The organism is Streptococcus sp. X13SY08 (genome assembly GCF_001182825.2).
Taxonomy (GTDB): Bacteria; Bacillota; Bacilli; order Lactobacillales; family Streptococcaceae; genus Streptococcus.
The window spans coordinates 765,658-790,845 of record NZ_LFYO02000002.1 but is presented as its reverse complement, the minus strand read 5'-3'; the positions used below and the strand labels follow the sequence as shown (position 1 = coordinate 790,845).

At 41.6% G+C, this 25,188-nt stretch carries 16 protein-coding genes and 7 pseudogenes; 20 read left to right on the top strand and 3 right to left on the bottom strand.

Going from position 1 to position 25,188, the window contains the following annotated elements:
- Nucleotides 1-5: 5 nt before the first annotated feature.
- The 8 genes and pseudogenes from rnr to AEX56_RS08685 all read left to right on the top strand — a co-directional run.
- A pseudogene (gene rnr / locus AEX56_RS04655) lies at nucleotides 6-2,109 on the top strand (ribonuclease R); the annotation flags it as partial.
- 207 nt (nucleotides 2,110-2,316) lie between these two features.
- A complete protein-coding gene (smpB, locus tag AEX56_RS04650) occupies nucleotides 2,317-2,799 on the top strand; it encodes an SsrA-binding protein SmpB (protein WP_049618065.1) in 483 nt (160 codons plus the stop codon).
- Complete coding sequence (gene tehB / locus AEX56_RS04645) at nucleotides 2,796-3,662, top strand: SAM-dependent methyltransferase TehB (protein WP_049618064.1); 867 nt, start codon at nucleotides 2,796-2,798, stop codon at nucleotides 3,660-3,662. The genes smpB and tehB overlap by 4 nt, the downstream gene beginning before the upstream one ends.
- 96 nt (nucleotides 3,663-3,758) lie before the next feature.
- Nucleotides 3,759-4,235 (top strand): MarR family winged helix-turn-helix transcriptional regulator, encoded by a 477-nt coding sequence (locus AEX56_RS04640; protein ID WP_049618063.1) that lies wholly within the window; start codon nucleotides 3,759-3,761, stop codon nucleotides 4,233-4,235.
- Between the two features lie 13 nt (nucleotides 4,236-4,248).
- Nucleotides 4,249-6,048 (top strand): ABC transporter ATP-binding protein, encoded by a 1,800-nt coding sequence (locus AEX56_RS04635; RefSeq protein WP_049618270.1) that lies wholly within the window; start codon nucleotides 4,249-4,251, stop codon nucleotides 6,046-6,048.
- A pseudogene (locus tag AEX56_RS04630) lies at nucleotides 6,038-7,740 on the top strand (ABC transporter ATP-binding protein). Before AEX56_RS04635 ends, AEX56_RS04630 begins: the two are co-directional and overlap by 11 nt.
- Before the next feature lie 147 nt (nucleotides 7,741-7,887).
- Nucleotides 7,888-8,727, top strand: a pseudogene (locus tag AEX56_RS08970) (helicase HerA-like domain-containing protein); the annotation flags it as partial.
- A pseudogene (locus AEX56_RS08685) lies at nucleotides 8,719-8,919 on the top strand (redoxin family protein); the annotation flags it as partial. The pseudogenes AEX56_RS08970 and AEX56_RS08685, both read left to right, overlap by 9 nt.
- 32 nt (nucleotides 8,920-8,951) lie before the next feature.
- Here the strand turns inward: AEX56_RS08685 and AEX56_RS04620 are convergent.
- Both AEX56_RS04620 and AEX56_RS04615 read right to left on the bottom strand, forming a co-directional pair.
- Complete coding sequence (locus tag AEX56_RS04620) at nucleotides 8,952-9,782, bottom strand: glycosyltransferase family 8 protein (RefSeq protein WP_049618062.1); 831 nt, start codon at nucleotides 9,780-9,782, stop codon at nucleotides 8,952-8,954.
- On the bottom strand, nucleotides 9,779-10,354 hold the full coding sequence (locus tag AEX56_RS04615) for a TetR/AcrR family transcriptional regulator (RefSeq protein ID WP_049618061.1): 576 nt from the start codon (nucleotides 10,352-10,354) through the stop codon (nucleotides 9,779-9,781). Before AEX56_RS04615 ends, AEX56_RS04620 begins: the two co-directional genes overlap by 4 nt.
- 141 nt (nucleotides 10,355-10,495) lie before the next feature.
- On the opposite strand from AEX56_RS04615, the gene AEX56_RS04610 reads away from it, so the two are divergent.
- From AEX56_RS04610 to AEX56_RS04570, 9 genes and pseudogenes are all read left to right on the top strand, one after another.
- Nucleotides 10,496-11,197 carry an ABC transporter ATP-binding protein gene (locus AEX56_RS04610; RefSeq protein WP_049618269.1) on the top strand — a complete coding sequence of 234 codons (702 nt, stop codon included), beginning with the start codon at nucleotides 10,496-10,498 and terminating at the stop codon, nucleotides 11,195-11,197.
- A gap of 11 nt (nucleotides 11,198-11,208) precedes the next feature.
- On the top strand, nucleotides 11,209-12,354 hold the full coding sequence (locus AEX56_RS08455) for a hypothetical protein (protein WP_152907866.1): 1,146 nt from the start codon (nucleotides 11,209-11,211) through the stop codon (nucleotides 12,352-12,354).
- The gene (locus AEX56_RS08450) at nucleotides 12,330-14,672 is read left to right on the top strand and encodes an ABC transporter permease (RefSeq protein ID WP_236682974.1); all 2,343 of its coding nucleotides are present in this window, start codon (nucleotides 12,330-12,332) and stop codon (nucleotides 14,670-14,672) included. Before AEX56_RS08455 ends, AEX56_RS08450 begins: the two co-directional genes overlap by 25 nt.
- Nucleotides 14,673-14,771: 99 nt before the next feature.
- Nucleotides 14,772-15,374 carry a protein adenylyltransferase Fic gene (gene fic / locus AEX56_RS04600; protein ID WP_049618060.1) on the top strand — a complete coding sequence of 201 codons (603 nt, stop codon included), beginning with the start codon at nucleotides 14,772-14,774 and terminating at the stop codon, nucleotides 15,372-15,374.
- Between the two features lie 665 nt (nucleotides 15,375-16,039).
- Nucleotides 16,040-17,317 carry an ABC transporter ATP-binding protein gene (locus AEX56_RS04595; RefSeq protein WP_236682973.1) on the top strand — a complete coding sequence of 426 codons (1,278 nt, stop codon included), beginning with the start codon at nucleotides 16,040-16,042 and terminating at the stop codon, nucleotides 17,315-17,317.
- Nucleotides 17,295-17,789, top strand: a complete 495-nt coding sequence (locus AEX56_RS04590) for a phosphatase PAP2 family protein (protein WP_049618059.1) — start codon at nucleotides 17,295-17,297, stop codon at nucleotides 17,787-17,789. Before AEX56_RS04595 ends, AEX56_RS04590 begins: the two co-directional genes overlap by 23 nt.
- Before the next feature lie 251 nt (nucleotides 17,790-18,040).
- Nucleotides 18,041-18,163: pseudogene (locus AEX56_RS09525) on the top strand (helix-turn-helix domain-containing protein); the annotation flags it as partial.
- A gap of 131 nt (nucleotides 18,164-18,294) precedes the next feature.
- Nucleotides 18,295-18,663 carry a S24 family peptidase gene (locus AEX56_RS08965; RefSeq protein ID WP_443031016.1) on the top strand — a complete coding sequence of 123 codons (369 nt, stop codon included), beginning with the start codon at nucleotides 18,295-18,297 and terminating at the stop codon, nucleotides 18,661-18,663.
- Nucleotides 18,664-19,341: 678 nt separating this feature from the next.
- Nucleotides 19,342-21,798 (top strand): annotated as a pseudogene (locus AEX56_RS04570) (DNA polymerase I).
- A 31-nt stretch (nucleotides 21,799-21,829) separates the two neighbouring features.
- Here AEX56_RS04570 and AEX56_RS04565 read toward each other — a convergent pair.
- Nucleotides 21,830-22,714: a DUF975 family protein gene (locus AEX56_RS04565; protein WP_049618057.1), complete on the bottom strand. Its 885-nt coding sequence runs from the start codon at nucleotides 22,712-22,714 to the stop codon at nucleotides 21,830-21,832.
- Nucleotides 22,715-22,918: 204 nt separating this feature from the next.
- Here AEX56_RS04565 and AEX56_RS04560 point away from each other — a divergent pair.
- The 3 genes and pseudogenes from AEX56_RS04560 to AEX56_RS04550 form a co-directional block, all read left to right on the top strand.
- A pseudogene (locus AEX56_RS04560) lies at nucleotides 22,919-23,822 on the top strand (tRNA guanosine(34) transglycosylase Tgt); the annotation flags it as partial.
- A gap of 139 nt (nucleotides 23,823-23,961) precedes the next feature.
- The gene (locus AEX56_RS04555; protein ID WP_049618056.1) at nucleotides 23,962-24,321 is read left to right on the top strand and encodes a hypothetical protein; all 360 of its coding nucleotides are present in this window, start codon (nucleotides 23,962-23,964) and stop codon (nucleotides 24,319-24,321) included.
- 136 nt (nucleotides 24,322-24,457) lie between these two features.
- Nucleotides 24,458-25,054 carry a phosphoribulokinase gene (locus tag AEX56_RS04550; protein ID WP_236683001.1) on the top strand — a complete coding sequence of 199 codons (597 nt, stop codon included), beginning with the start codon at nucleotides 24,458-24,460 and terminating at the stop codon, nucleotides 25,052-25,054.
- Nucleotides 25,055-25,188: the final 134 nt, after the last annotated feature.

Sequence of the window (25,188 nt, the reverse complement as noted above, 5' to 3'; positions counted from 1 at the left end):
GAAACATGAAAAAAAATATTTTAGAGTATGTAGAACTGGCTGGCCCTGTGACCATGGATCAGTTGGCGGATCATTTTGAAGCCGGCTCCTCTAAGGAATTTACAGAGTTGGTCAAAATCATTTCCAAGATGGAAAGCAAGGAAAGTCTGCATTTTGACAAGTCTGGTAAGATTTCCTTGCCACCTAAGAAAAAGAAAAAAGGCTTTACCCTCAAGGGGATTTTTCGTGCCCATAAAAATGGTTTTGGTTTTGTTACCGTAGACGAGGAAGAAGATGATCTCTTCGTGGGTAGAAATGACGTGGGCCATGCCATAGAGGGAGACACTGTTGAAGTGGCTATTACTAAGGTGGCAGACCGGATGAAGGGCACAGCTGCTGAGGCAAAAGTCATCGATATTTTTGAGCACAGTCTCAAAACGGCTGTTGGCCTTCTAGTTTTGGATGAGGAAAAACCTAAATATGCTGGCTATATCAAGTCCAAAAATCAAAAAATCCCGCAACGGATTTATGTTAAAAAATCCCCTCTGGTCTTGACAGGAACAGAGATTATCAAGGTGGATATTGACCAGTATCCAAGCAAGAAACACGATTATTTCGTGGCAACTTTGCGGGATGTGGTTGGTCATAAGGATGACGCGGGCATTGATGTCTTAGAGGTTTTGGAATCTATGGATATTGTATCTGAGTTTCCAGAGGATGTCTTGGCAGAAGCCGAGGCAGTGCCAGATGCACCGTCAGACAAAGATTTGATTGGTCGTTTGGATTTGCGTCAGGAGCTTACTTTCACTATTGATGGTGCGGATGCCAAGGATTTGGATGATGCGGTCCATATTAAGCGCCTGTCAAATGGCAACACGGAGCTGGGTGTGCATATTGCGGACGTGTCCTACTATGTGACGGAAGGTTCTGCTCTCGATCGCGAAGCACTCAATCGTGGAACTTCTGTATACGTGACAGACCGAGTAGTGCCTATGCTACCTGAGCGTTTGTCAAATGGAATTTGCTCTCTCAATCCAAATGTGGAGCGTTTGACCCAGTCAGCCATTATGGAGATTGACAACAAGGGGCGGTTGGTCAGTCATTGGATTGGCCAAACGGTCATCAAAACGACCTTCCGTATGACCTATTCGGATGTCAATGATATTATTGCGGGGGACGCGGAAAAACGAGAGCAATTAAAGGAAATTCTACCAAGCGTGGAGCTCATGGTAGACTTGCATGAGACACTGGAAGCTATGCGGACGGCTCGCGGAGCTCTTAATTTTGATACTAGTGAAGCTAAAATCATCGTCAATAAGGAAGGCATGCCAGTGGATATCGTTTTGCGTCAGCGTGGTGTTGCCGAGCGAATGATTGAATCTTTTATGCTGGCAGCTAATGAGTGCGTTGCGGAGCATTTTGCTAAACTGGACTTGCCTTTTATTTACCGGATTCACGAGGAACCAAAGGCTGAGAAGTTGCAGAAATTTATCGATTATGCGACCAACTTTGGCTTGACGGTCTACGGGACGGCAGCTTCCATTTCACAAGAAGCTCTTCAGGAACTCATGGCTAAGGTAGCGGGCGAGCCCTATGCCGATGTCCTTAATATGATGCTTTTGCGGTCTATGCAGCAGGCGCGTTACTCAGAGCACAATCACGGTCACTATGGTCTTGGTGCGGAGTTTTACACGCACTTTACCAGTCCAATTCGTCGCTATCCAGACCTTTTGGTTCACCGCATGGTGCGAGAATATGGTCGCCTAACGGAAGAAAATTAGCGTCGTGCCATTGAGGCAGAACGCGAAGTCAAAGCCATGAAGAAGGCCGAATTCATGCAGGAATTTGTCGGTCAAGAATTCGATGGTGTGATAGCAAGCGTCGTCAAATTTGGACTTTTCGTTGAATTGCCAAATACCGTCGAAGGCTTGATTCACATTACCAATCTGCCCGAGTATTACCATTACAATGAACGGACTATGACTCTGCAAGGAGAGAAGACAGGAACGGTTTTCCGTGTTGGTCAAGCCATTCGTATCAAATTGCTCCGTGCAGACAAGATGACGGGTGAGATTGACTTTGAATACCTACCCTCAGATGTGGATGTCATTGAAAAACGGGACAAATCCGCTGGTCGTGACCGTAAGTTAGACCGTAAAAATAAGAGTCATTCCAACCGCAGCCGAGACGATCGTTCGGGTCGTGGTAAAGGCAAGGTGCATGAAAAATCAGCTTCAAAAGGCAAACACGGCAGTGGCCTAGCAGCTGGTGAAAAAGCTAAAAAAGACAAGAAAAAGAAACCATTTTATAAGGAAGTAGCCAAAAAAGGAGGCCAGAATGGCAAAGGGGGAAGGAAACGTCGTCGCGCAAAATAAAAAAGCGCGTCACGATTATACGATTGTTGATACGGTTGAAGCGGGAATTGTCCTGACAGGGACGGAGATCAAGTCAGTCCGTGCAGCCAGAATCAATCTCAAAGACGGTTTTGCGCAGATTCGTCGTGGGGAAGCTTGGCTCAATAACGTCCATATCGCACCTTATGATGAAGGGAATATCTGGAATCAAGATCCAACGCGGACACGGAAATTGCTCTTACGTAAGAAGCAAATCGCCCAACTAGAAAATGAGGTCAAGGGAACAGGGATGACCTTAGTACCACTCAAAGTCTACATCAAGGACGGCTTGGCCAAAGTCTTGATTGGCTTGGCGAAAGGGAAGCATGACTATGACAAGCGTGAATCCATCAAGCGCCGTGATCAGGACCGTGATATCAAGCGTACGATGAAATCTATCAATAGTCGGGAAGGAGAACTGTCATGAGCAAAGCATTGATCGCCTATAAGCGCATGCCTGTTTGGAATCTGGAAACAACTCCAGAAACGATTCAGAAGCAACACAATACCCAAGTTGGAACATGGGGCAAGTTGAAAATTTTAAAAGGTAAGTTGCAATTTGAACACCTGTCAGAAGATGGACAAGTGGTCTCTAGCCAGAAATTTGGTCCTGCAGATGATATTCCTATGGTGGAGCCGCAGGCATGGCATCGTGTGACCTTGTTAACGGAAGATACCGAATTTTTTGTGGAATTTTTCTGTCGTCCAGAGGATTATTTTGCCAAGAAATATGATATAGGTCGGGCTCACTCAGAAGTAGTGGAGGCACTTGACACCATTACGGAACCATGTCGCGTACTGGATTTGGGGTCTGGTAGAGGACGAAATGCTCTTTATCTTGCTAAAAAAGGTTTTGATGTGACGGCGTTTGATGCCAATGACATGAGTCTGGAAATCTTGCAAGCAGTCATGGAAGAAGAGGATCTGGATCTTAAGGTCGCTGATTATGATATCAACACTGCCAACTTGACGGAGGAATATGACTGGATTTTGTCAACAGTCGTTTTCATGTTTTTGAATCGACAAGCTATTCCAGATATTATTAGCAATATGCAGGAGCATACGCTACTTGGTGGATACAATCTCATTGTGGCTGCCATGGACACAGAAGATGCACCTTGTCCGCTCGATTTTCCATTTACCTTTAAAGAAGGGGAGTTGAAGGATTATTACAAGGATTGGGAACTGATCAAATACAACGAAGACTTTGGTCAACTGCATGAGCGGGATGAAAATGGCAATCGTATAAAGAGTGTCTTTTTTTCTTTTGTCAATTTTTTGTTTTCATGAGAACATTTTTCTTGACTTAGGTTGATTTTCTAGTATAATAGTTCTCACGACAACTAAATGGTTTTCATAAGAACTATTTTAGAAAGGAAGAAGGATATGCATCATCAACACACGGAAAATCCTTTTCAAGAATTGCGTTTGTTTATCAATGAATTAGAGCAGTTTGTGGAGGAGATGGCAAAAGATTGCGGAGCGGAGCATTTGGGTGGCCCCCAAGGTCACGCCATTCTGTTTTTAAAGTCCCAAGAACATCAAGATATTTCCTTTAAGGATATGGAAGAAGCGCTACATTTGTCAAAATCGGTTAATTCCAATCTCATGAAGCGCATGGAGAAAAATGGCTTTATCGAGATTGTGCCTTCTAAGGAAGATAAGAGAGTCAAGTATGTTGTGCTGACAGAATTTGGTCGAAAAAAAGCAGAAAATATTGATCAGTTTAGAAGTCAGATGAAAGTGATTTTGGCCAAGGGATTAACCAAGGAAGATTTCCATATCTTGCACAAAGTTTTTATTCAGCTCAAATCTAACTTGCACGAAGAAGTTGAAAGACAAGCACAGAAAAAAGAAAATTAAAGTGAGGGCAGCTATGTTTAAATTGCTGAAACGTATGATAGCTAAAGAGCTAGTTATGGCCGTCCTCAGCGTAGTTTTGGTGGCGTTCGGAGTTTATTTGGATTTAAAAACACCAGAGTACATGTCTGAAATTACGGTCCTCTTACAGACTCCAGGAACTACAACAAAAGAAATGTTGGACCCAGGTTTCAAGATGATTGGCTTGAGTTTGGCAAGTTTTACAATGTCCGTCATTGTTGGATTGATTGCCTCTCGTCTGGCAGCTAGCTTTATTACTCGCTTGCGCTCGGACATCTATGATTCGGTTATGGCCTATTCGCAGGCAGAAATCAAGAAATTTTCTATTCCAAGTCTCTTGATGCGGACAACCAATGACTTAACCCAGATTCAACTAATCATTGTCATGGGACTTCAAGTGGTGACAAAGGGACCGATTATGGCGATTTGGGCAGCGACAAAAATCGCTGGAAAATCGGGAGAATGGTTATTTGCGACTCTTGTTGCAGTTGCTGTTATGCTCATTCTATTGACCGTTCTCCTGACATTGGCTTTTCCAAAGCAACGAATCATTCAACAGATGACCGATCGTCTCAACAGTATTACGCGCGAATCTTTGACAGGTATTCGTGTGGTGCGCGCCTACAATGCTGAAGGTTACCAAGATGAAAAATTTAATGAAGTCAATACTAGTTTGACCAACCTCAATCTTTTTGTCAGTCGTCTCATGGTTTTGATGAATCCCGTTATGACTGTCATTTCAGGTGGCTTGACCTTGTCCATTTACTGGATTGGTGCGCACCTGATTAATGATGTTAAACTTCCTAGAGATATGACTTTACTGCCGGCAGCATTTCAAGATAGAGTAACCATTTTCTCGAATATGGTTGTTTTCTCATCCTATGCTATGCAGGTTGTCATGGGCTTCATGATGATGGTGGCAATTTTCTTTGTCCTGCCACGTTCAATGGTATCTGCGGGACGAATCAATGAAGTGTTGGAGTTAGGCTCAACCATTTCAAATCCAAAAACGGTAGGACAGGCACATGCAACGCGCGGTCAAATTGAATTTAAGGATGTGACTTTCCGTTATAGTGAACAGTCTGATGCGGTGATCGAACACGTTTCCTTTAACGCGCAGGCTGGTCAGACAGTGGCATTTATCGGCTCAACGGGTTCTGGTAAGTCCACCTTGATCAATCTCATTCCTCGTCTCTACGATGTGTCTGAGGGAGCTATCTTAGTGGATGGTCAGGATGTTCGTCATTACGAGTTGAAGGAATTGCATAAAAAAGTTGGTTATATTCCGCAAAAAGCGGTGCTCTTTAGTGGGACCATTCGTTCCAATATGGTTATGGGTGAAAGTAATGAAACCCCGCTTTCAGACCAAGACTTGTGGAAGGCGCTTGATTTGGCGCAAGCACGTGAATTTGTGGAGGCTACGTCTCAAGGGTTGGATGAGCATGTGGCGCAAGGCGGGAGCAATTTCTCCGGCGGTCAAAAACAACGCTTGGCTATTGCGCGTGCTTTAGCAAGAAAGCCAGAAATCTTAATTTTTGATGATTCCTTTTCAGCCTTGGATTACAAGACAGATAAACTCTTACGCAAGCGTCTCAAGGAAGAAACTGCTGACATGACAAAATTGATTGTAGCGCAGCGAATTTCCACCATTATGGATGCGGATCAAATCGTGGTCTTGGATGATGGTGTCGTTGTTGGTCAAGGAACGCATAAAGAACTGTTAGCAGATAACGCAGTTTACCAAGAAATCGCTTATTCACAATTATCGAAGGAGGAGTTGGGAAATGGAAAATAAGAAAAAGTCATCCATTCTAAAACGGATGAATCCTTATATCGTTGGTTTCAAACTTCCCTTTGTGATAGCGAGTATGGGTGCCATTATTTCCAGTATCATCACGGTTTATGGACCAACAGTTCTCAAAAATATCACCGAAAAAATTACTGATGGCTTGCAGGGAAACCTAGATATGACTGAAATCGGTCGCCTAGCAACTATGTTGGCTATTCTGTATGGGATTGGTGCTCTTATTGGCTATGGTCAGTCTTTCATCGTAGGAACAATCGTCCAGCGCTTTTCTCAGCTTCTGCGGGCAGGGATTTCACAAAAAATCAATCGCTTGCCGCTCAACTATTTTGATAGTCATTCGCAAGGAGATACGCTTTCGCGTGTGACCAATGATGTAGATACAACGGCTCAGTCGCTCAATCAAAGTTTGGGCACCATTGTGACCGCGGTCATGCTATTGATTGGCTCGGTTTTCATGATGTTTGTGACCAGTGTCACCATGGCATGGACAGCGATTGGCTCTGTCCTTATCGGCTTTGTCATATCCATGGTCATCATGATTTCTTCACAAAAATTCTTTAAGGCACAACAAGCTAACTTGGCAGCTATCAGTGGCTTTGTTGAAGAAACTTACACAGGTCATCATGTCGTCACAAACTATAATGCAGTTGAGGAGTCGAAAATAGCCTTTGAAAATCTCAACGGCAATCTCTACAATTCTATGTGGAAATCCCAGTTCATTTCTGGGATTATGATGCCACTCATGATTTTCGTGGGAAATTTTGGTTATGTCATGGTCTGTGTAGTGGGTGCCATTCTAACGCTTAATGGTGATGCAAGGCTCAAGCTTTGACCAATCTACAACAGGCGAGCGCAGCCATGGACCGTGTCTTCGAATTTTTGGATGAACCAGAAATGAAAGAAGATAGCGATCTCCCTCAAGGCTTATCTAGTGTTAAGGGCGATGTGACTTTTGAACAAGTTTCCTTTGGTTATGTGCCGGATAAGACTATTATTCATGATTTTTCAGCCCATGCCCAACCTGGTCAAAAAGTTGCGATTGTCGGCCCAACAGGTGCTGGCAAGACCACCATTGTGAATCTGTTGATGAAATTTTATGAGATTGACAAGGGACGTATTGCCATTGACGGTGTGGATTTGAGTAATATGTCTCTAAGTGAAATTCATGATCAATTTTCAATGGTCTTGCAAGATACTTGGCTCTTTGAGGGCTCTATTAAGGATAATTTGATCTATAATCAAGACAATATCACAGATGAGCAAGTTGTCGCAGCGGCTAAAGCTGTCGGTGTTCATCATTTCATCATGACCTTGCCAAATGGCTACGACACGGTCTTGGATGATTCGGTGACCTTGTCTGTTGGTCAAAAACAACTCTTGACCATTGCGCGGGCCCTCCTGAAGGACGCTCCATTATTGATTCTTGACGAAGCAACATCCTCTATCGATACACGGACGGAAGAACTAATCCAGAAAGCTATGGACCGCTTGATGGAGGGAAGGACTTCCTTTGTCATTGCCCATCGTTTGTCCACTATTCACAATGCAGACCTAATTTTGGTCATGAAAGAAGGCAATATTATCGAGCAGGGCAATCACGACCAGCTCATGAAGCAAAATGGCTTCTACGCAGATTTGTATAACAGTCAATTTACGGAGTCAGAAGACGACGTAGCGTAAAACGAGGCAATCTACCCCTTTCCTGCCCCAAAAAATAAGAAACTCTTTGCTTGATAGCAAGGAGTTTTTCTAATCTTTGCGAGCGATTTCATAGGCAATATGGTACAATGAAGAAAAAGATTTTACAGGTAAAAAGGAGTAACAGTAATGAGTGAAGTGATTCAGTTTGGTTATGGGAAAACGGCTGCACAGCTACAGCTCAAGCGCCTTAATCACCATGGTATCATTGCAGGAGCAACGGGGACCGGAAAGACCGTGACCCTTAAGGTTTTGGCAGAACAGTTGAGTGAGGCGGGGATTCCAGTCTTTCTGTCTGATATCAAGGGAGATTTAGTTAGTCTTGCAGTGGAAAATAGCAAAGCGGTTGATCCAGAACGTCTGGCCTTGAAGCATTACCAAGATTATCAACCAGCGGCTTACCCAGTTGAGCTTTGGGATGTCATGGGCCAGAATGGTTTACCTGTTCGTATGACCATTTCGGAGCTTGGTCCTGTGCTCTTGACACGTCTTTTGGGTCTCAATGAAACTCAGGAAAGTATTCTCAATATTGTCTTTAGCGTGGCGGACGAGCGTGGTTTGCTCTTGATAGATCCCATGGACTTGCGGGCGATGTTGAATTTTGTAGCGGAAAATGCGGCAGAGCTTAGCTAATATTATGGCAATATTCCAGCGCGTTCAGTAGGGGCTATTTTACGAAGTTTAGTGGTTTTGGAACAACAAGGCGCCAAGGAATTTTTCGGAGAGCCCAGTCTTGAAATTTCCGACCTCATGCGAACAGCGCCAGATGGTCGAGGCGTCATCAATATTCTAAACGCAACGGAACTATTTAATCAGCCAACGCTTTATTCAACGGTTCTCTTACCTCTCTTGTCAGAACTGTATGAAACCTTGCCAGAAGAAGACGACTTGGATAAGCCAAAGATGGTCTTCTTTTTTGACGAGGCACACGTCCTCTTTAAGGATGCTCCAAAAGTCCTTCTGGAAAAAGCTATCATCCTCTCAGATTACTATGATAATAGTTTTGGGAAAGCCTATGGCGTTCTCATGAAAGAATGGAATCTATTGGCACGCGCAGTCCTGATTTTGGATGAAGAGAACAAAGTCATCTATACAGAATATGTGGACAATGTCAACCAACATCCAGACTACGACGCAGCAGTCGCCGCTTTGAAAAAATAAGACAGAAAAAAAGTTGGAGAAATCCAACTTTTTTATTTTGCTTCGATTTGTTTCACCAACTGCTGGTAATGTTTATAAAGCCCTGAGTAACGGCTACGATAATCTGATTTCCATGGTTTGTCTCGTCCACAGAAATGTAAGAAAACAGTATGTTCCATAACCCATTCTAAGTTCCAGAGGCCATTGCTTCTGGCATAATATAGAACATTATACCGCGCGTCGTAGTTATAAATTTGATCAGGAATACTGAGAGTCAGGTGACCATAGAGAGCATTTAGAATATCTTGGTCTGGTAAAATGAGGTTGGCGCCATTTTCTATGATGTAGGTCATGATGTCTTCTCGTTTGACGGTTTGACGGATGGCAACGAGATTGAGCAACATGACACCAGTGTTATAGTAAGATTCATTTTCAAAATTTTTTAAGCGTAACTTATTGACCATATCTAAAATTCGACTATCTGCAACGTGACTAGCAGCAGCATAAAGAGAGTCACCTAAATCCATTTCATAGAGTGAAGTAAAGCCATTGAGGGTCAAGATATCCGCATCAACATACAGAATTTTTTCTAAATCTACTGGCAGGTATTCGTGGGCTAGGAGACGATAATAGATTGTTTCAGGATAACGGTCGGTAGTTGGCGCGTCAGAAAAGGCGTCATCTCCCATGACAACAGGGTAATAGTGGATGTTCAATCTTTGGCAAAAATTCTCAATTTCCTGGTGGCGCTCCAGCAACTGTTTTTGCAAATTATAGATGGCGAGCATTTTGCCCTTGTTTTGCTGGTGAAGGGAGTAGATCATGACCTTGAGCTGGTCAACATAGTCATCGTTAACGGCAAAGAGTATGTTTATAGTCTTCATAGTGTTTCCTTTTCATCTAAAATTTGGAGGTTATTGTCCTCAATATAGCCAATTCGCAGGAGAATATCTGCCATTTCCTGAGGGCTCTCTTTGGCACCATTTTCAATCCAAAGGCTGATAATACTTTCTAGCGAGGCGAGATAGACTTCGCGGGCATAGAGGAAAGGAATGTGGTAGACTGAGGTAACAGCAGTTTCAAAGTTATCAGAGTAGGCTAGTATTCGCAAAATAAATTCCTTGATGGATTCAGAAAAGTTGATATAGCGCGTCTTGGACATGGCAGATATGAAAGCAAAATTCTCTTGGATATAGATCAATGTACGCAGAATAGCTTGTCGAGGATGGTTTTCTTCCTCCTGCAAAATATAGAAAATCTGATCTAAGGTATCTTCTTTAAACTGCGCCATCATATCGTATTTATCCTGGTAGTGGAGGTAGAAAGTTCCACGGTTGATACCAGCACGGTGGGTGATGTGACTGATCGTTAACTGTTCAAAGGCTTTTTCGGAAAGAAGTTGCGTGACAGCTTCCTTGATGTAAAGCTTGGTTTCTGTGTGTCTTTGTTGCGCCATGGCTTCTCACTTTCTTTAAATCAACAGATTGTTTCTATTTGTCCTTGAAGAAATCTTGAGCTGATGATATCATAAACAAAAGAAAAAATCAACGTGTTGTTGATTTAGGAATAAATGGTCAGTAAGGGAAGTAAACAATTTATGGCATATATTGAAGTCAGACATTCTTCTAAGTATTATCACATGGGAGAGACTACCATTGTAGCGAATGAAAATGTCAATTTTGAAATTGAAAAAGGAGAGTTGGTCATTATCCTTGGTTCCTCAGGAGCTGGGAAGTCTACTCTTCTGAATATCCTAGGTGGCATGGATACAAATGACGAGGGAGAGGTCATCATTGATGGTGTCAACATCGCCGAACTATCTTCACATCAGTTGACCAATTATCGACGAGATGATGTGGGATTTGTCTTCCAATTTTACAACTTGGTGGCCAATTTGACTGCCAAGGAAAATGTGGAACTGGCTTCTGAAATCGTCAGGGATGCTATGGATCCAGAAGAAATCTTGTGGCAGGTAGGTCTAGGACACCGTCTCAATAATTTTCCAGCCCAGCTTTCGGGAGGGGAACAACAGCGTGTCTCCATTGCCCGGGCTGTCGCTAAAAATCCTAAAATTTTGCTCTGCGATGAACCAACAGGAGTTTTGGACTACCAAACAGGCAAACATGTACTGCAAATTTTGCAAGATATGTCACGAAAGCAAGGGGCAACAGTGATTATCGTAACCCACAATACAGCCTTGGCCCCAATTGCTGATCGTGTCATTCACATGCGAGATGCCACTGTCAAGTCCGTCGAAGTTAATCCTGAACCGCAGGATATTGCGATGTTGGAATACTAGCTGGAGGAATCATGTCAAAAAAAATCTATCAAAAAGACATCTTTCAATCCATTACCAAATCTAAAGGGCGTTTTTTCTCTATCTTCAGCCTCATGATGATTGGGGCTATCGCCTTGGTCGGGCTCAAAGTAACGGCGCCCAATATGGAACAAACTGCTCAGGATTTTATTGACCGATATCGGCCTTTTGACCTAGCGGTCATGGCAGAACTGGGAATGGATGAGGAAGACCAAAAAGAGTTAGATTCTATAAAAGGGGCGACGGTTGAATACGGTTATCTGACTGATGTGGTACCGCAAGGAGCTCAAGATGCCGTACGTATTTCTTCAGCGACAAATCGTATTTCCCAATACAAGGTTTTATCAGGGAAGTTGCCTTCAGCAGAAAATGAAATTGCTCTTTCAGAATCTTTGGCGGCTGACTGCAAGCTAGGGGATACAATCAACTTTGAGCAGGCAGAGGATGGTGTCCTCAAAAGTACTAGCTTTAAAGTGGTTGGTTTTGTCTATTCTTCTGAAATATGGGAAAAGACTGTCATGGGAGTTTCGACAGCTGGAACGGGGGATTTGGAAGGGTACGCAGTCGTCACACCGACAGTTTTTAATTCGGATGTCTACATGATTGCTCGCTTGCGATATGATGATATAGAGAAGTTGAGCTATAACAGTCAGGCATACGAAGACAAACTAAAAGCGCACCAGAATGATTTGGATACTCTCTTAGCTGATAACGATCTTGGACGATTGAGGCGCGTTAAAGCAGAAGCTGAAAAGCAGATTATAGATGGTCAGACTGAAATAGCAGACGTTGAGAAGAAATTAGCGGATGCCAAGCAAAATCTGGCAGAAGGGCAACATCAAGTTTTAGATGGTCAAAGTCAACTAGAGGAGGCTTTGGCGCAAATCGCTGCTAATGAAGGAAAGTTGCTGGTCTCGGAAGAGGCATTAAAAACTGCGAAAGCTCAATTGGATCAGACTGGTCAACTCTTAGCAGATACCAAGGAACAATTGGATCAATCAGCACAGCAATTGACAGCCAGTAAGGATCAACTAGATAAAACTACCCAGATGTTGGCAGATAGAAAAGCGCAATTAGACGCTTCAAAAGCCACCTTAGACGGCAAAAAATCTGATTGGAGGAGAGTAAGGCTCAGATAGATAGTGGCTGGCAAGAATTGCAAGCAGCGCAAGCAGACTTGTTAGCACAGATTGATGCCTTGGCGCAGGCAGGCGAGGACTTAGCCAACCACCCAGAAATCCAAGAAGCCCAGAGTCAATTAGCGACAAAGGAACAAGGATTGTTGGCAGCACAGGCGCAGTACGACACTGGCAATCAAGCCTATCAATCTGCCCTTGCTCAATACCAGACTCAAAGCACCGCTTTTCAAGAAGGAAGGGAGCAATACAATCAAGGTTTAGCAGATTATCAAAACGGTTTAGCCCAATATGATGCCGGAATGAGTCAGTACCAAGATAGTCTTGCTCAATACCAAGCAGGTCAAAGCGAGTACGAGACAGGATTCGCTCAGTATCAGAGTGGTTTAGCACAGTACCAATCGGGTCTGGACCATTATCAAAAGGGCTTGACAGATTTCAAATCAGGTCGGGGACAAATAGACCAAACCAAGGAAGAAATTGCTTCCAATCAAAGTGAATTGGACCAATCCAAGAAAAAACTAGCAGAAGGTCAAAAAGATTTGGACAAGGAGTCCAAGGATGCCATCACAAAAATTTCCGATGCGAGGGCTGACTTAGCAGAGGCTGAAAAGAATTTGAAAAACTTGGAAGAGCCCAGCTACATCAGCTATACACGGGCGACCATTCCGGGCGGTAATGGCTACCAAATGTACAAGGCGTCTACCAGCAGTATTTCAGCAGTGGGAAATGTCTTTCCGATCGTCATCTATGTAGTGGCTGCCATGGTAACCTTTATGACCATGACTCGTTTTGTGGATGAGGAACGGACTAATGCAGGGATTTTTAAGGCGCTTGGCTACACCAACAAAGATATCATTAGGAAGTTCCTTCTCTATGGCTTTGTGGCGAGTATGGCAGGGACTATTGTAGGAATTTTGGCGGGGAATTTTATTCTTTCACCATTGATTGGCCGGATTATCACAAAGACCAAGGTCATCGGTGCTTCTGAGCTCTATTTCTACCCACTATGGACCATTTTAGCCGTCATTTTGGGTCTCTTTTCTGCGGTCTTACCAGCCTATCTGGTAGCTCGCAAGGAATTAACTGAAAAACCAGCTCAGCTCTTACAGGCTAAGCCTCCGGTTTCTGGCTCTACCATTTTGCTGGAGAAAATAGGTTTCATCTGGAAGCGGCTCAGTTTCACCCACAAGGTAACGGCGCGCAATATCTTTCGTTATAAGCAGCGGATGCTGATGACCATTTTCGGTGTTGCAGGCTCAGTAGCCCTCCTTTTTGGAGGCCTAGGGATTCGTTCATCTATTTCAGGAATTGCAAACACGCAGTTTAGTGACATTATTCGTTATGATATTTTGGTCACGGAAAATAGCAAAGCTTCTGAACAAGAAAAGGCTGACTTGACGGATTTATTAGCTTCAACTACCATTTCACAACAGCTACCTGTCACAGTTGAACAATTAGAAGAGAAGATTGATGGAGTCGACGAAGCGCAATCCATTAGCCTTCTCATCACGGATAAACCGTCGGAAATCCATAATTTCATTCAGCTCCGTCATCGCGTCAGCAAGGAAAAAATCAAGCTGGATAACCAAGGTGTAGTTCTGTCTGAAAAGCTAGCCAGTCTCTATGGTATCAAGGTGGGGGATACCATCCCACTGACCTTAGAAGATGAGGTGGTGCAAGTGCGCGTGTCGGGCATTTCAGAGCTCTATGCTAGCCATTTTGTTTACATGACAGCAGACTATTATGAAAAATTGACGGGTACACATCCGGTTAAAAATTCTTATCTGCTAAAAGTAAACAATCAGGATCATGAAGCAATTAAAACCTTAGCGGCGGATTTCCTCAAACTAGATGCAGTTGAAGCAGTCGTGCAACACACAGCTGTTATCTCGCAAATTGCGACCTTGGTGGACTCCCTCCAGTCAGTCATGGTCATCTTGATTGTTCTGTCCATCTTGTTGGGAGTGGTCATTCTCTATAACTTGACCAATATCAACGTGGCAGAACGCATTCGTGAACTCTCAACTATTAAGGTACTGGGCTTCCACAGTAAGGAAGTGACCATGTACATCTATCGTGAAACCATTGTCCTGTCAATTGTGGGAATTCTTCTAGGATTGCTAGGGGGCGTCGGTCTTCACCGTGTCCTTCTTTCTGTAATCGGGCCAAGTAATATGATGTTCCAGTCCAATGTCACTCTGGATGTTTATCTGATTCCCATCTTTGCCATCGTCGGAATTCTGGCTATTCTTGGCTGGTTTGTCAATTACAAGCTCTGCCATGTGGATATGTTGGAAGCCTTGAAATCAGTGGAATAAGAAGTCCCATACTCCTAGGAGTGTGGGGTTTTCTCACCCAATTCAATTTAAATATGATAAAATAGCGAGACATTAGGAAGTGATAGAGGATGAAACCATATGGTGCTAGAAAATAAGTTAGGCATAAGGAATAGCGCAGAATTAGCCCAAAAAGAGGAAAAATTGACAAAAAGAAAAGCAAAAATTCTGATTGAGAGTGGACAACTATTTGAATTTGAAGTTGGAACTTTTAAAGCTTTATCTGATATCCACAAATATCTTTTTTCAGAACTATATGATTTTGCGGGAAAAATAAGAGATGTCAATATTGCTAAAGACCATCTTCAATTTGCGCCACGTATTTTCCTAGAACAGTCCCTTTCCTATATTGACCGGCTACCTCATGAAACATTTGATGAAATAGTAGAGAAATATTCTGATATGAACGTTGCTCACCCATTTCGAGAAGGAAACGGGCGAAGTATGCGTCTGTGGCTAGATTGTATGCTCTATGAAAAATTTGGAAAAATTGTAGATTGGAATGCGATTGATAAAGACGAATACCTGAATGCCATGATGCGTAGTCCTATTTCTACCGGGGAGCTTAAATATCTTTTGCAGCAACGTTTGACGGATGATTTCAGCCATCATAGCTTTTTTAAAGGCATTGATGCTTCCTATTATTATGAAGGATATACTTTATACAAGACAGAAGATTTATAGAGGTTGAAATCTTTGCTTGCAATAAAATTTTGTTAGAACCGATTACATATGCTATAATCAGGCTATAGTATCTCAATTCAACCATTCGCGTTTTACTATCATATAAGTCCGTAGATTTAAAGGAATAATGATGAGCCTTTAGAATCTCTTCATGAATGGTAAAATCACACATGATTTTGTGGTGTTTTTACTGTGCATGAAAGGAGGTTCTTTTTTTGCATCGCAAAATCAAAAGGAAAGGAATATCATGAACTTTATTAGTCGCATTTTAGTGAAACACAAACTAAAATTGCTCATATTTATACTATTAGGCAGTTTAATCCGTTTTTTGAATCTGTACAGCCTAACTTTTTATCAGAAAATTTTGGATGCCTACCAAAGTCATCTTCTTGATGTGCATATGATTTTATTATATGGCTCCCTCTTAATAGTTGCTGTCATTTTGGGTTACATAGACAATTACCCATCCCAATCTTTATATCAAGGGCTCTATTTAGATTTTAAACGAACAGCCTTAAAAAAGGTTTCGACAATAGACTATCTGACTTATCAATCTATCGGGATTGGTCAATTAATTCAACAAGTTAGAAGAAGGTGCTCTTGCATTACGTGACAGTATTTTCAATTTTTAGTTGCGTCTTTTCCGTGAATTAGTACCCAATCTGATGTTTAGTCTCTTTTTCATTTATTCTATTGAAAAAAAGCTAATTTATTTTATCGTAGCTGGTTATGTGGTGGTGATGCTGACGTCCCATCTGTTATTGAAAGTTCTTTATCATTTTAAAGAGCAAATACTTGTAAATCAGGAAATATTTCAGAAAAAGCTAGTACGTGGCTTTATGGAGTTAGTCACATTTAGAATGAATAAAATATTTCCATCCGAATTGCAAGTTCTAAAATGCAGTCAATCCGAAATTATACAGGCAAAAATTCAAATGACCTTGATTCATGAGCTTTTCTTCACAATTTTCGCCTTACTGGTTCATTTATTAAAGATTATTCTATTAGTGTATGCCATGCAACACTCGGATTTGACGGTCGGTGGATTGGTAACAATGATGAGTTTGCTGGAGAAAACCTATGAACTAATCGCCATCTTCAATGTGATTTATGTGGATTATCGTTTACAGCAAATGGCGGTGTCTCGTTATCTTCGTTTTTTACACTTAAAGGATGATGAACAACTCACTAAAGGAGTCAAAAAACTGGATTTGAAAGGAAATATTCTAGTTGAACAGTTGGATTTTTCCTATCCTAATCGTCCATCTTTATTTGAAGGATTAAATCTGACAATCTCTGCGGGGAAAAGCTTAGCTCTTGTTGGTGCTAGTGGAAGTGGAAAGACGACTTTGGTAAAATTGCTGCTGGGTTTACTAAAATATTCAATTGGTCACATACAAATAAATGGCCAAGAATTAAAAAATATGCAACTAGAAGCATACTATGAACAGATAGCCTATCTTCCGCAGGAAGCTGCTATTTTTGATGGAACTCTGCGTGAAAATTTGATATTTGGTAGAGAATATGAGGATGGCGACATTCTATCTGCCTTAGAAAAGGCTTGTTTAAAAGAATTTTATGATTCTTTGAAAGATGGTCTGGATACAGAATTGGGAGAAAAAGGAGTCAGCCTTTCAGGTGGTGAAAGACAGCGTCTTGCCTTAGCGAGATTATTTTTAACTCAACCAGAAATCATTGTTTTAGATGAATCCACCTCAGCTTTAGACAACATAACAGCAAGAAAAGTGATGAACAATCTTCTTAAAGCAGTACAAGGAAAAACTCTTATGATGATTGCTCATCGTTTAGAGAGCATTAAAGGAGCAGATGAGATAATCGTTTTTAAAGATGGAAAAATTGTAGAGACTGAAAAATTTAACGAATTGCTAGAAAAACAATCTGAATTTTACAGACTCTACTATCAAGATTTGTCAGGTAGATAAGGTGTATGTATGCTATAATATTTTATTGCAACTCGTCTTGTTCTTAAATCAAAATATAACGCGTTTTATGTATCTTCTTTATCCCTGCCTGTTGCTCTATTTGGCTCTGCGAGAACCGCATCACATTGTCCAAAATGTGGGACCTTTTATCCTCATTCCAGGAGTTAGTTTTCTAGGACTGAGTTGGGTACGAAAAACTCTCAATGCTCCCCGCCCCTATGAAATTTATGCTATTGAACCCTTGATTTCAAAAGATACGAAAGGTCAATCTATGCCCAGTCGCCATGTGTTTTCAGCGACCATGATTAGCATGTGTATCTTACGTCTGTATCCGCTAGTTGGCGGTGTTTTCTTGCTCTGTTCAATCTTATTAGCAGTAACTCGTGTGCTGGTGGGGGTGCATTTTCCTAAGGATGTGCTACTTGGTTTTATCATCGGAATGATATTAGGAAGCCTATTGTTTTGTTTTTAAGAGAGCGGGACAAAAATCGGTAAATCGCCATGAAATGAGATTTTGCTACAGTAATGAGGTCTCTATACATTGTAACGAAAGGGATGTGCACTTCCCTAATTGACTGTGGGTTGGATATCTACTACTAAAAAAGTGAAGCGAGGTTGGGCTTTTGTCCAACCTCTTTTTATTTTTTACATTATGTCTTGACTATCCTCAAATTTTTGATAAAATATAGTTGCTTTATAAAGAAACATTTATTTGGAGTGCTTATGTTTTTTGGAAATCGACTAAAAACCATTCGACTAGAAAATGGTTTGACACAAGAAAATCTCGGAAAATTAATTGGTGTTGGTAAAGTCACCATCTCAAAATGGGAGTCGGGAATGACTGTCCCAAATGCTCATCATTTGTCGAAATTAGAGCAGACTTTTCTCGTAGAAAGAGACTATTTTGACGAATTTTATGATTTGACCAGCAGTTATCGCTCTTTAAATGCTACAAATCAACAGTCTTCCGATACAAAATTCTCGATGATATTCGTCTATCTGCTGGACGAGGGCAAGCGCTTGGAAACGAGTTTGAATCAAGGACGGTTTACTCGGATAAATTGTATGATTATGACGTTGCCACGTGGATTCGAGGAGATTCCATGTCACCACATTACGAGTCGGGAGAAGTGGCCTTGATTCGTGAGACAGGGTACGACTATGAAGGGGCAGTTTATGCGGTTGTCTGGAATGATGAGACCTATATAAAGAAAGTTTTCAGAGAAAAAAATGGCATTCGCCTCGTCTCTATCAACAAAGAGTATAAGGATATGTTTGCTCCTTTTAGCGATGAACCAAAGGTAGTAGGACGCGTAATCGGTCATTTCTTCCCAATGGAAGCTTGACATTTTCTTATAAAAGTTTTACATTGCTAGCTTTTATTCATAATCAAAAAGATAATGTTTTTTCAATCTCATGTTGGAATAGTACGGTAGTGGTCAGATCCAATTCCATCCTTTTTAAACTGTTCATTTGCGATATTGACCTATTTCCAAAGTGGTTTTTACTTTTGAATGAACAAGATAATATTGTTTGACTCAATTCTTAGCGTTCTATCGATTTATCTTATTTCTTTAGTAACGCTAGTAGCTCCCTTTGTGACCTGACCGTGTGCCTTCTTAAAGGTTTTGTATTACCAGCAATTTCGAAGTTGCTCCCTGATATGAGTTGCTATTTTTTCTATATTATGATTGATTCTTAATTTTTAAAGAATTATAATAAAAAGGAAGACTCGGAAATGGTACTATCCAACATCAAAGTCCCTTGGTATTATCGCGGGGCAACGCTCGTGTTTTTGATATATATGACAGTATTTTTGCTTGGTATCCCACTACCAGTTCTTGTCGTTTATATTATTATGCGTTTTCGCTACATCAAACGAGCAAAACAACAGAAAGAACAGTTTAAAAAATATCCAATTTGCTAAAAGTCACATAATAAAAACCACGGGAAAAACCGTGATTTTTGTGCTTATAGATTTGCCTTGATACGGATTACTGCCCCAGCTGTGGTATAATAGACCTATGAATAAAAACAGATTATTATTGATTGACGGCTCTTCAGTAGCCTTCCGCGCCTTTTTTGCGCTTTATAACCAAATTGATCGCTTTAAGAGTCCAACGGGTCTCCATACAAATGCTATTTATGGATTTCATCTGATGTTGGCTCATCTTTTAGAGCGCGTGCAACCGACCCATGTTTTGATTGCTTTTGATGCAGGAAAAACAACTTTCCGGACCAAGATGTTTGCGGATTATAAGGCGGGACGTGCCAAAACACCGCAGGAATTTCGCGAGCAACTGCCCTTTATTCGTCAAATGTTAGACGCGATGGGGATTCGCTACTATGATTTAGTAGATTATGAAGCGGATGATATTATTGGCACCTTGGATAAAATGGCAGAGCGAACAAATGTGCCTTATGATGTAGTCATTGTTAGTGGTGATAAGGATTTGATTCAGCTAACCGACGATAACACTATCGTGGAAATTTCCAAAAAAGGGGTTGCTGAGTTTGAAGAATTCACTCTAGCCTATCTCATGGAAAAAATGGGGATTACGCCACAGCAATTTATTGATCTTAAAGCACTCATGGGTGATAAATCCGATAATATTCCTGGTGTGACAAAAATTGGAGAGAAAACGGGGCTAAAATTACTCCAAGAATATGGCAGTATTGAAGGTATTTATCAACATATTGACGAATTTAAGGCGTCTAAGATGAAAGAAAATCTCATCAATGATAAAGAACAGGCTTTCTTATCTAAAGAACTCGCTACCATCAACACACAAGCTCCGATTGAAATTGGTTTGGATGATACAATCTACAAGGGACCGATTGTGGAAGAGCTTGCCACTTTCTATGATGAGATGGGCTTCAAACAATTGCGCTCTCAGCTAGGTTCAGCGGCTTCCAATGAAACTGCCTCACATAAGGCAGTAGATTTCACGGTCGTTGATCAAGTGACTGCTGATATGTTGGATGCAAATGACTTTTTCTATTTTGAAATGTTAGGGGAAAACTACCATCGGGAAGACTTAGTTGGCTTGGCTTGGGGAAATGAGAAACAGATTTATGTTGCAAGTCCTTCGGTTTTGAGTCAAGCTAGCTTGCAAGAATTTTTACAAGCGACAGCACTAAAAATCTATGATATCAAGCGTACCAAAGTTCTCTTACATCGTCAGGGCATTGAGATTGGACGCGCAGCCTTTGACAGCCGACTCGCGAAGTATCTTCTTTCTACACTTGGCACGTAAGGTGCGCGTATTGGTGGAGACAGAAGAAGCGATGCGGGAACAATTGCTTGAGCACCAACAATTAAACCTTTTGATGGACATGGAAATTCCCTTGGCAAATGTTTTGGCTAAGATGGAAATTGCCGGAATTAAGGTCGAAGCTATCACCTTGCTGGACAAGAATTCAATATCAATTCACCTAAACAATTGGGGACCATTCTTTTTGAAGAGATGGGATTGCCACTTGAGTATACCAAGAAAACGAAGACGGGTTACTCAACAGCGGTGGATGTATTGGAACGTTTAGCACCCATTGCTACAATCGTATCTAAAATCTTAGAGTTCCGTCAGATTAGTAAGTTGCAATCAACCTATGTCGTCGGTTTGCAGGACGCTATTATGGAAGATGGAAAAGTTCATACACGTTATGTTCAGGATTTAACGCAAACGGGACGTCTATCGTCAACAGATCCTAACTTGCAAAATATACCCGTTCGCTTGGAACAAGGCCGTTTGATTCGTAAGGCATTTGTACCAGAAGAAAGTGACAGTGTCTTTCTTGCATCGGATTACTCACAAATTGAGTTGCGTGTGTTAGCCCATATTTCACAAGATGAGCATTTGATTGCGGCATTTGAACATGGGGAGGATATCCACACCGCGACAGCTATGCGTGTTTTTGGGATTGAAAAAGCAGAAGATGTGACGCCAAATGATCGTCGAAATGCAAAAGCTGTTAACTTTGGTGTGGTTTATGGGATTTCTGACTTTGGTTTATCTAACAACTTGGGGATTACACGAAAGGCTGCTAAGCAGTATATTGACACCTATTTTGAACGTTTCCCTGGTATTAAGAATTATATGGAAACCATCGTACGCGAGGCGCGTGATAAGGGATATGTGGAAACAATTTACCATCGCCGTCGTGCCTTACCAGAAATTAATTCACGCAATTTCAATATTCGTAATTTTGCAGAGCGTACGGCCATCAATTCTCCAATTCAAGGAAGTGCAGCAGATATCTTGAAAGTGGCCATGATTAATTTGGATGAGGCGCTGGTAGAGGGAGATTTCAAAACCAAGATGCTTTTGCAAGTTCATGATGAAATTGTCCTTGAAGTACCAAAGAGTGAGCTAACAGCTGTCCGCAAACTCGTCAAAGAGACAATGGAAACTGCCATCACATTATCTGTTCCACTTTTAGCGGATGAAAATGCAGGCCAAACTTGGTATGAAGCTAAATAAAAAAATCTGGATTATTCCAGATTTTTTTATTTTATACAGTCTGTTCGAATGGATTGATTTTACCCATCATAAGAGCTTCTTTGTAAGCACGATCTTTTGAGATGGCATCATAGAAATGAATGCGAGTCGCTTGGTAGTATGGATGAACATAGATCCCAACTAGTCCAAAGGAAATGCCGACCAGAATAAACCAGCCGATGAACGTTAAATCAAGGACGAATCCTTTCCATTTGTAACCCTTCATGACACGACGGCTTTCTTTAATAATAGCCATTGGTCCAGCGTAGCGACTTTCTTCTAGTTGTTCAAACAAAATAGGTTCAACTTGGTAGTAGGCATAATATTGTGGATAGTAGAGTGCGATACCACCGATAAATAGAATTAAGCCAAGAATAAAGAAGATGCTAATCACACCTAAAATTTCATCGGGAAGTTGACCTGTATCCGTTACTCCTTGCGTGATGATGAAACTAATTGGAACCAATATGGACATAAGAAGGAGGAACAAACCAATTACCAAAAGAATTCCCCAAAGAAGGAGCAGCAATTGTTTGACAATAAAGGTTGCAAAGATTTTACCAAAGTATGGATGATTGAAAATAGCTAAGGCATCTTTGAAAGAAGTTGTTTCTTTTTTATGACGGATAACGAAGAAAATCGTTTGAGTTACAGAAAGCATCAGAAGAGCTGCCAGAATACCACAGAGGACGGGAAAGGCAAAAGATCCGAAAAGGGAGCGTGGGATGAATTCCGAACCATAAAGGCTGGCGCTATTAAATTGATTATTGCGTTGGACAAACGAAAAAATTTGAATGAGAACGGATAGTACCACAGGAATAATGGCAAGTGTATAAATTCCAGGTGTGGATTCAACAGTTTGACGAGCTTTTGCTCGAATTTCGCTTAATGAAAACATAGAATCTCCTTGTTAGCTAGACCACAGAGTTCATATCTGTCCGGTCAGTGAAAAGTCTTATTTTATATATTCTATCACAATAAAGGATGACAAGCTAGGCTTTTTTTGTTAGACTGGATAAGGTTACATACCTGCCAGACTGCATTCTGGTAAGGCTGATCGAAAAAACGCAGGACTGTATTTCCTGATGTAAGGAGTATCAAAATGACAAAAGATTATCCAATTAAATATCGATTAATCAAAAAAGAAAAGCACACGGGTGCTCGTTTGGGTGAAATTATCACGCCTCACGGAACCTTCCCTACCCCAACGTTTATGCCTGTAGGCACGCAAGCGACGGTGAAGACCATGTCGCCTGAAGAGTTGAAGGAAATGGGCAGTGGTATTATCTTGTCCAATACTTATCATCTCTGGCTCCGTCCTGGTGACGAGTTGATTGCCAAGGCAGGTGGACTGCACACATTCATGAATTGGGACCAGCCCATCTTGACGGATTCAGGTGGTTTCCAAGTGTACTCACTGGCTGATAGCCGAAATATCACGGAAGAAGGCGTCAGAACAATCTGGGCTCTGACATTATGATGAGTTTTGATGAGTGTCCACAATTCTATCAACCGTATGACTATGTCAAGAAATCTATTGAACGTACCAGTCGTTGGGCGGAGCGTGGGCTCAATGCTCACCGTCGTCCACACGATCAAGGTCTCTTTGGAATCGTGCAAGGAGCTGGTTTTGAAGATTTACGTCGTCAGTCAGCAGCGGACCTTGTCAGCATGGATTTTCCAGGCTATTCGATCGGTGGGCTGGCTGTTGGAGAGACTCATGATGAAATGAATGCGGTCTTGGATTTCACGACTCCACTCTTGCCGGAGAATAAGCCCCGTTACCTGATGGGTGTGGGCGCACCCGATAGCCTTATTGATGGCGTTATTCGAGGTGTTGACATGTTTGACTGAAAAATGCCCAATTCGCAGAAGATTTCACGCCGCTTGACCACGAATGTGACTGCTACACATGTAAAAACTATACGCGTGCCTACCTTCGTCACTTGCTCAAGGCGGATGAGACCTTTGGTATTCGCTTGACCAGCTACCATAACCTTAATTTTTAGGCTAGAATAGAAAAGACTGATAAACTCAGTCTTTTTTATGTGTTATAATGGGAAAAAGAGTTTCAACATGACTAACTGAAGGAATTTTTTAGCGATTCGATGATGAAAACTGGCAAAAGGAAGTCAAGTGAGGTATATGATGGAGATTCGAAAAATTCAATTATCAGACCAAGCGGCCTATTACCGTTTTGAACGGGATATGTTGGAAGACAAGAAAACCAATCCTTTTGTGGAATGGTGGGCGGTTGAGGGTTTTCTCAAGTTTGTTTCTGACAGTGAATCTTCCGAGATTCGTCGGGGCTTGCAATCTTGGTCAACCTATACACGTTATTTTGCCTTTATCGATGGGGAAATAGCAGGATTTGTCACTTGTTTTTGGGAAATGGATCATCCAGATTGTCTCAAGTTAGGACACATTGGCTATATGATTGCAATAGAGAAATTGAGGAGGTTCTTGTGGCCACTGACCAAGAAAATGTGTCCTGCAGAAATTTAATTGAGAGGCTAGGCGCTCAATTTTTAGGTCATGAAACCATTGATTATATGGACTAGCAGTTGCAATCGGTTAAATATGCCTTGAAAACGGAGAAACAATGAAGAAAAAAGATTTATTGACGTGACTAAAAGCCTATCTGACCGATGGTCAAGCTCATACTATTCGAATTTTTGGTCATGGTGCTTCGGGGAAATCAACTCTAGCACAGGAAATTTGTAACCTGCGTCCTGCTGAGACAGTTAATTTACTGGAAACAGATCCTTATATTCTCAAAAATGATAGTAGAAGTCTGGTTGTGCCAAAGGATTTTCCAAGTCAAAAGGTGACTGCATCTTTACCGGCTGCTCATGAACTCAATAGTCTGGCACGGGATATTAGAATGTTGCAACTGGGAATGGACGTGATGACCATTGAAGGGCCTTGGGCACCTAGTCAGCTATTGAGGGGTGACAAGCCTCTTCTCATTGTGGAGGGCATGTCTACAGCCTTTCTAAAACCTGATATGTTTGACTTGTCCATCGCTTGCTTTACAGATAGTGAGACAGAATTAGAACGGCGATTGGGACGAGATATTCTTGATCGTGGTCGTGATTTGACCTTTGTCAAAGAAACTCATGCCATCAGACGACAGCAGTATGAAATGTATCTGCAGCCTTTCTTAAATCAAGCCCATATTTTAGTGGATCAAACAAAAAATGGTTTCAGCGCTCAATTTGTGGAACAACAAAGATAGCGGGACAACAATCGGGCATTTCGTAGACATTCGATTTTTCGGTACCCGAACAATGGGATAGGCATGAAAAAACGGATTGATCAGTATATTTCATGACATCTAACCACTTCATCTTGTCCTTAAAATGAAATAAA

What these genes read in the sequence shown, in the direction of transcription:
- smpB (WP_049618065.1), top strand. Translation starts at nt 2,317, where the DNA reads ATGGCAAAGGGGGAAGGAAACGTCGTCGCGCAAAATAAAAAAGCGCGT.
- tehB (WP_049618064.1), top strand. Translation starts at nt 2,796, where the DNA reads ATGAGCAAAGCATTGATCGCCTATAAGCGCATGCCTGTTTGGAATCTG.
- AEX56_RS04640 (WP_049618063.1), top strand. Translation starts at nt 3,759, where the DNA reads ATGCATCATCAACACACGGAAAATCCTTTTCAAGAATTGCGTTTGTTT.
- AEX56_RS04635 (WP_049618270.1), top strand. Translation starts at nt 4,249, where the DNA reads ATGTTTAAATTGCTGAAACGTATGATAGCTAAAGAGCTAGTTATGGCC.
- AEX56_RS04620 (WP_049618062.1), bottom strand. Translation starts at nt 9,782, where the DNA reads ATGAAGACTATAAACATACTCTTTGCCGTTAACGATGACTATGTTGAC.
- AEX56_RS04615 (WP_049618061.1), bottom strand. Translation starts at nt 10,354, where the DNA reads ATGGCGCAACAAAGACACACAGAAACCAAGCTTTACATCAAGGAAGCT.
- AEX56_RS04610 (WP_049618269.1), top strand. Translation starts at nt 10,496, where the DNA reads ATGGCATATATTGAAGTCAGACATTCTTCTAAGTATTATCACATGGGA.
- AEX56_RS08455 (WP_152907866.1), top strand. Translation starts at nt 11,209, where the DNA reads ATGTCAAAAAAAATCTATCAAAAAGACATCTTTCAATCCATTACCAAA.
- fic (WP_049618060.1), top strand. Translation starts at nt 14,772, where the DNA reads ATGGTGCTAGAAAATAAGTTAGGCATAAGGAATAGCGCAGAATTAGCC.
- AEX56_RS04595 (WP_236682973.1), top strand. Translation starts at nt 16,040, where the DNA reads ATGTTTAGTCTCTTTTTCATTTATTCTATTGAAAAAAAGCTAATTTAT.
- AEX56_RS04565 (WP_049618057.1), bottom strand. Translation starts at nt 22,714, where the DNA reads ATGTTTTCATTAAGCGAAATTCGAGCAAAAGCTCGTCAAACTGTTGAA.
- AEX56_RS04555 (WP_049618056.1), top strand. Translation starts at nt 23,962, where the DNA reads ATGATGGAGATTCGAAAAATTCAATTATCAGACCAAGCGGCCTATTAC.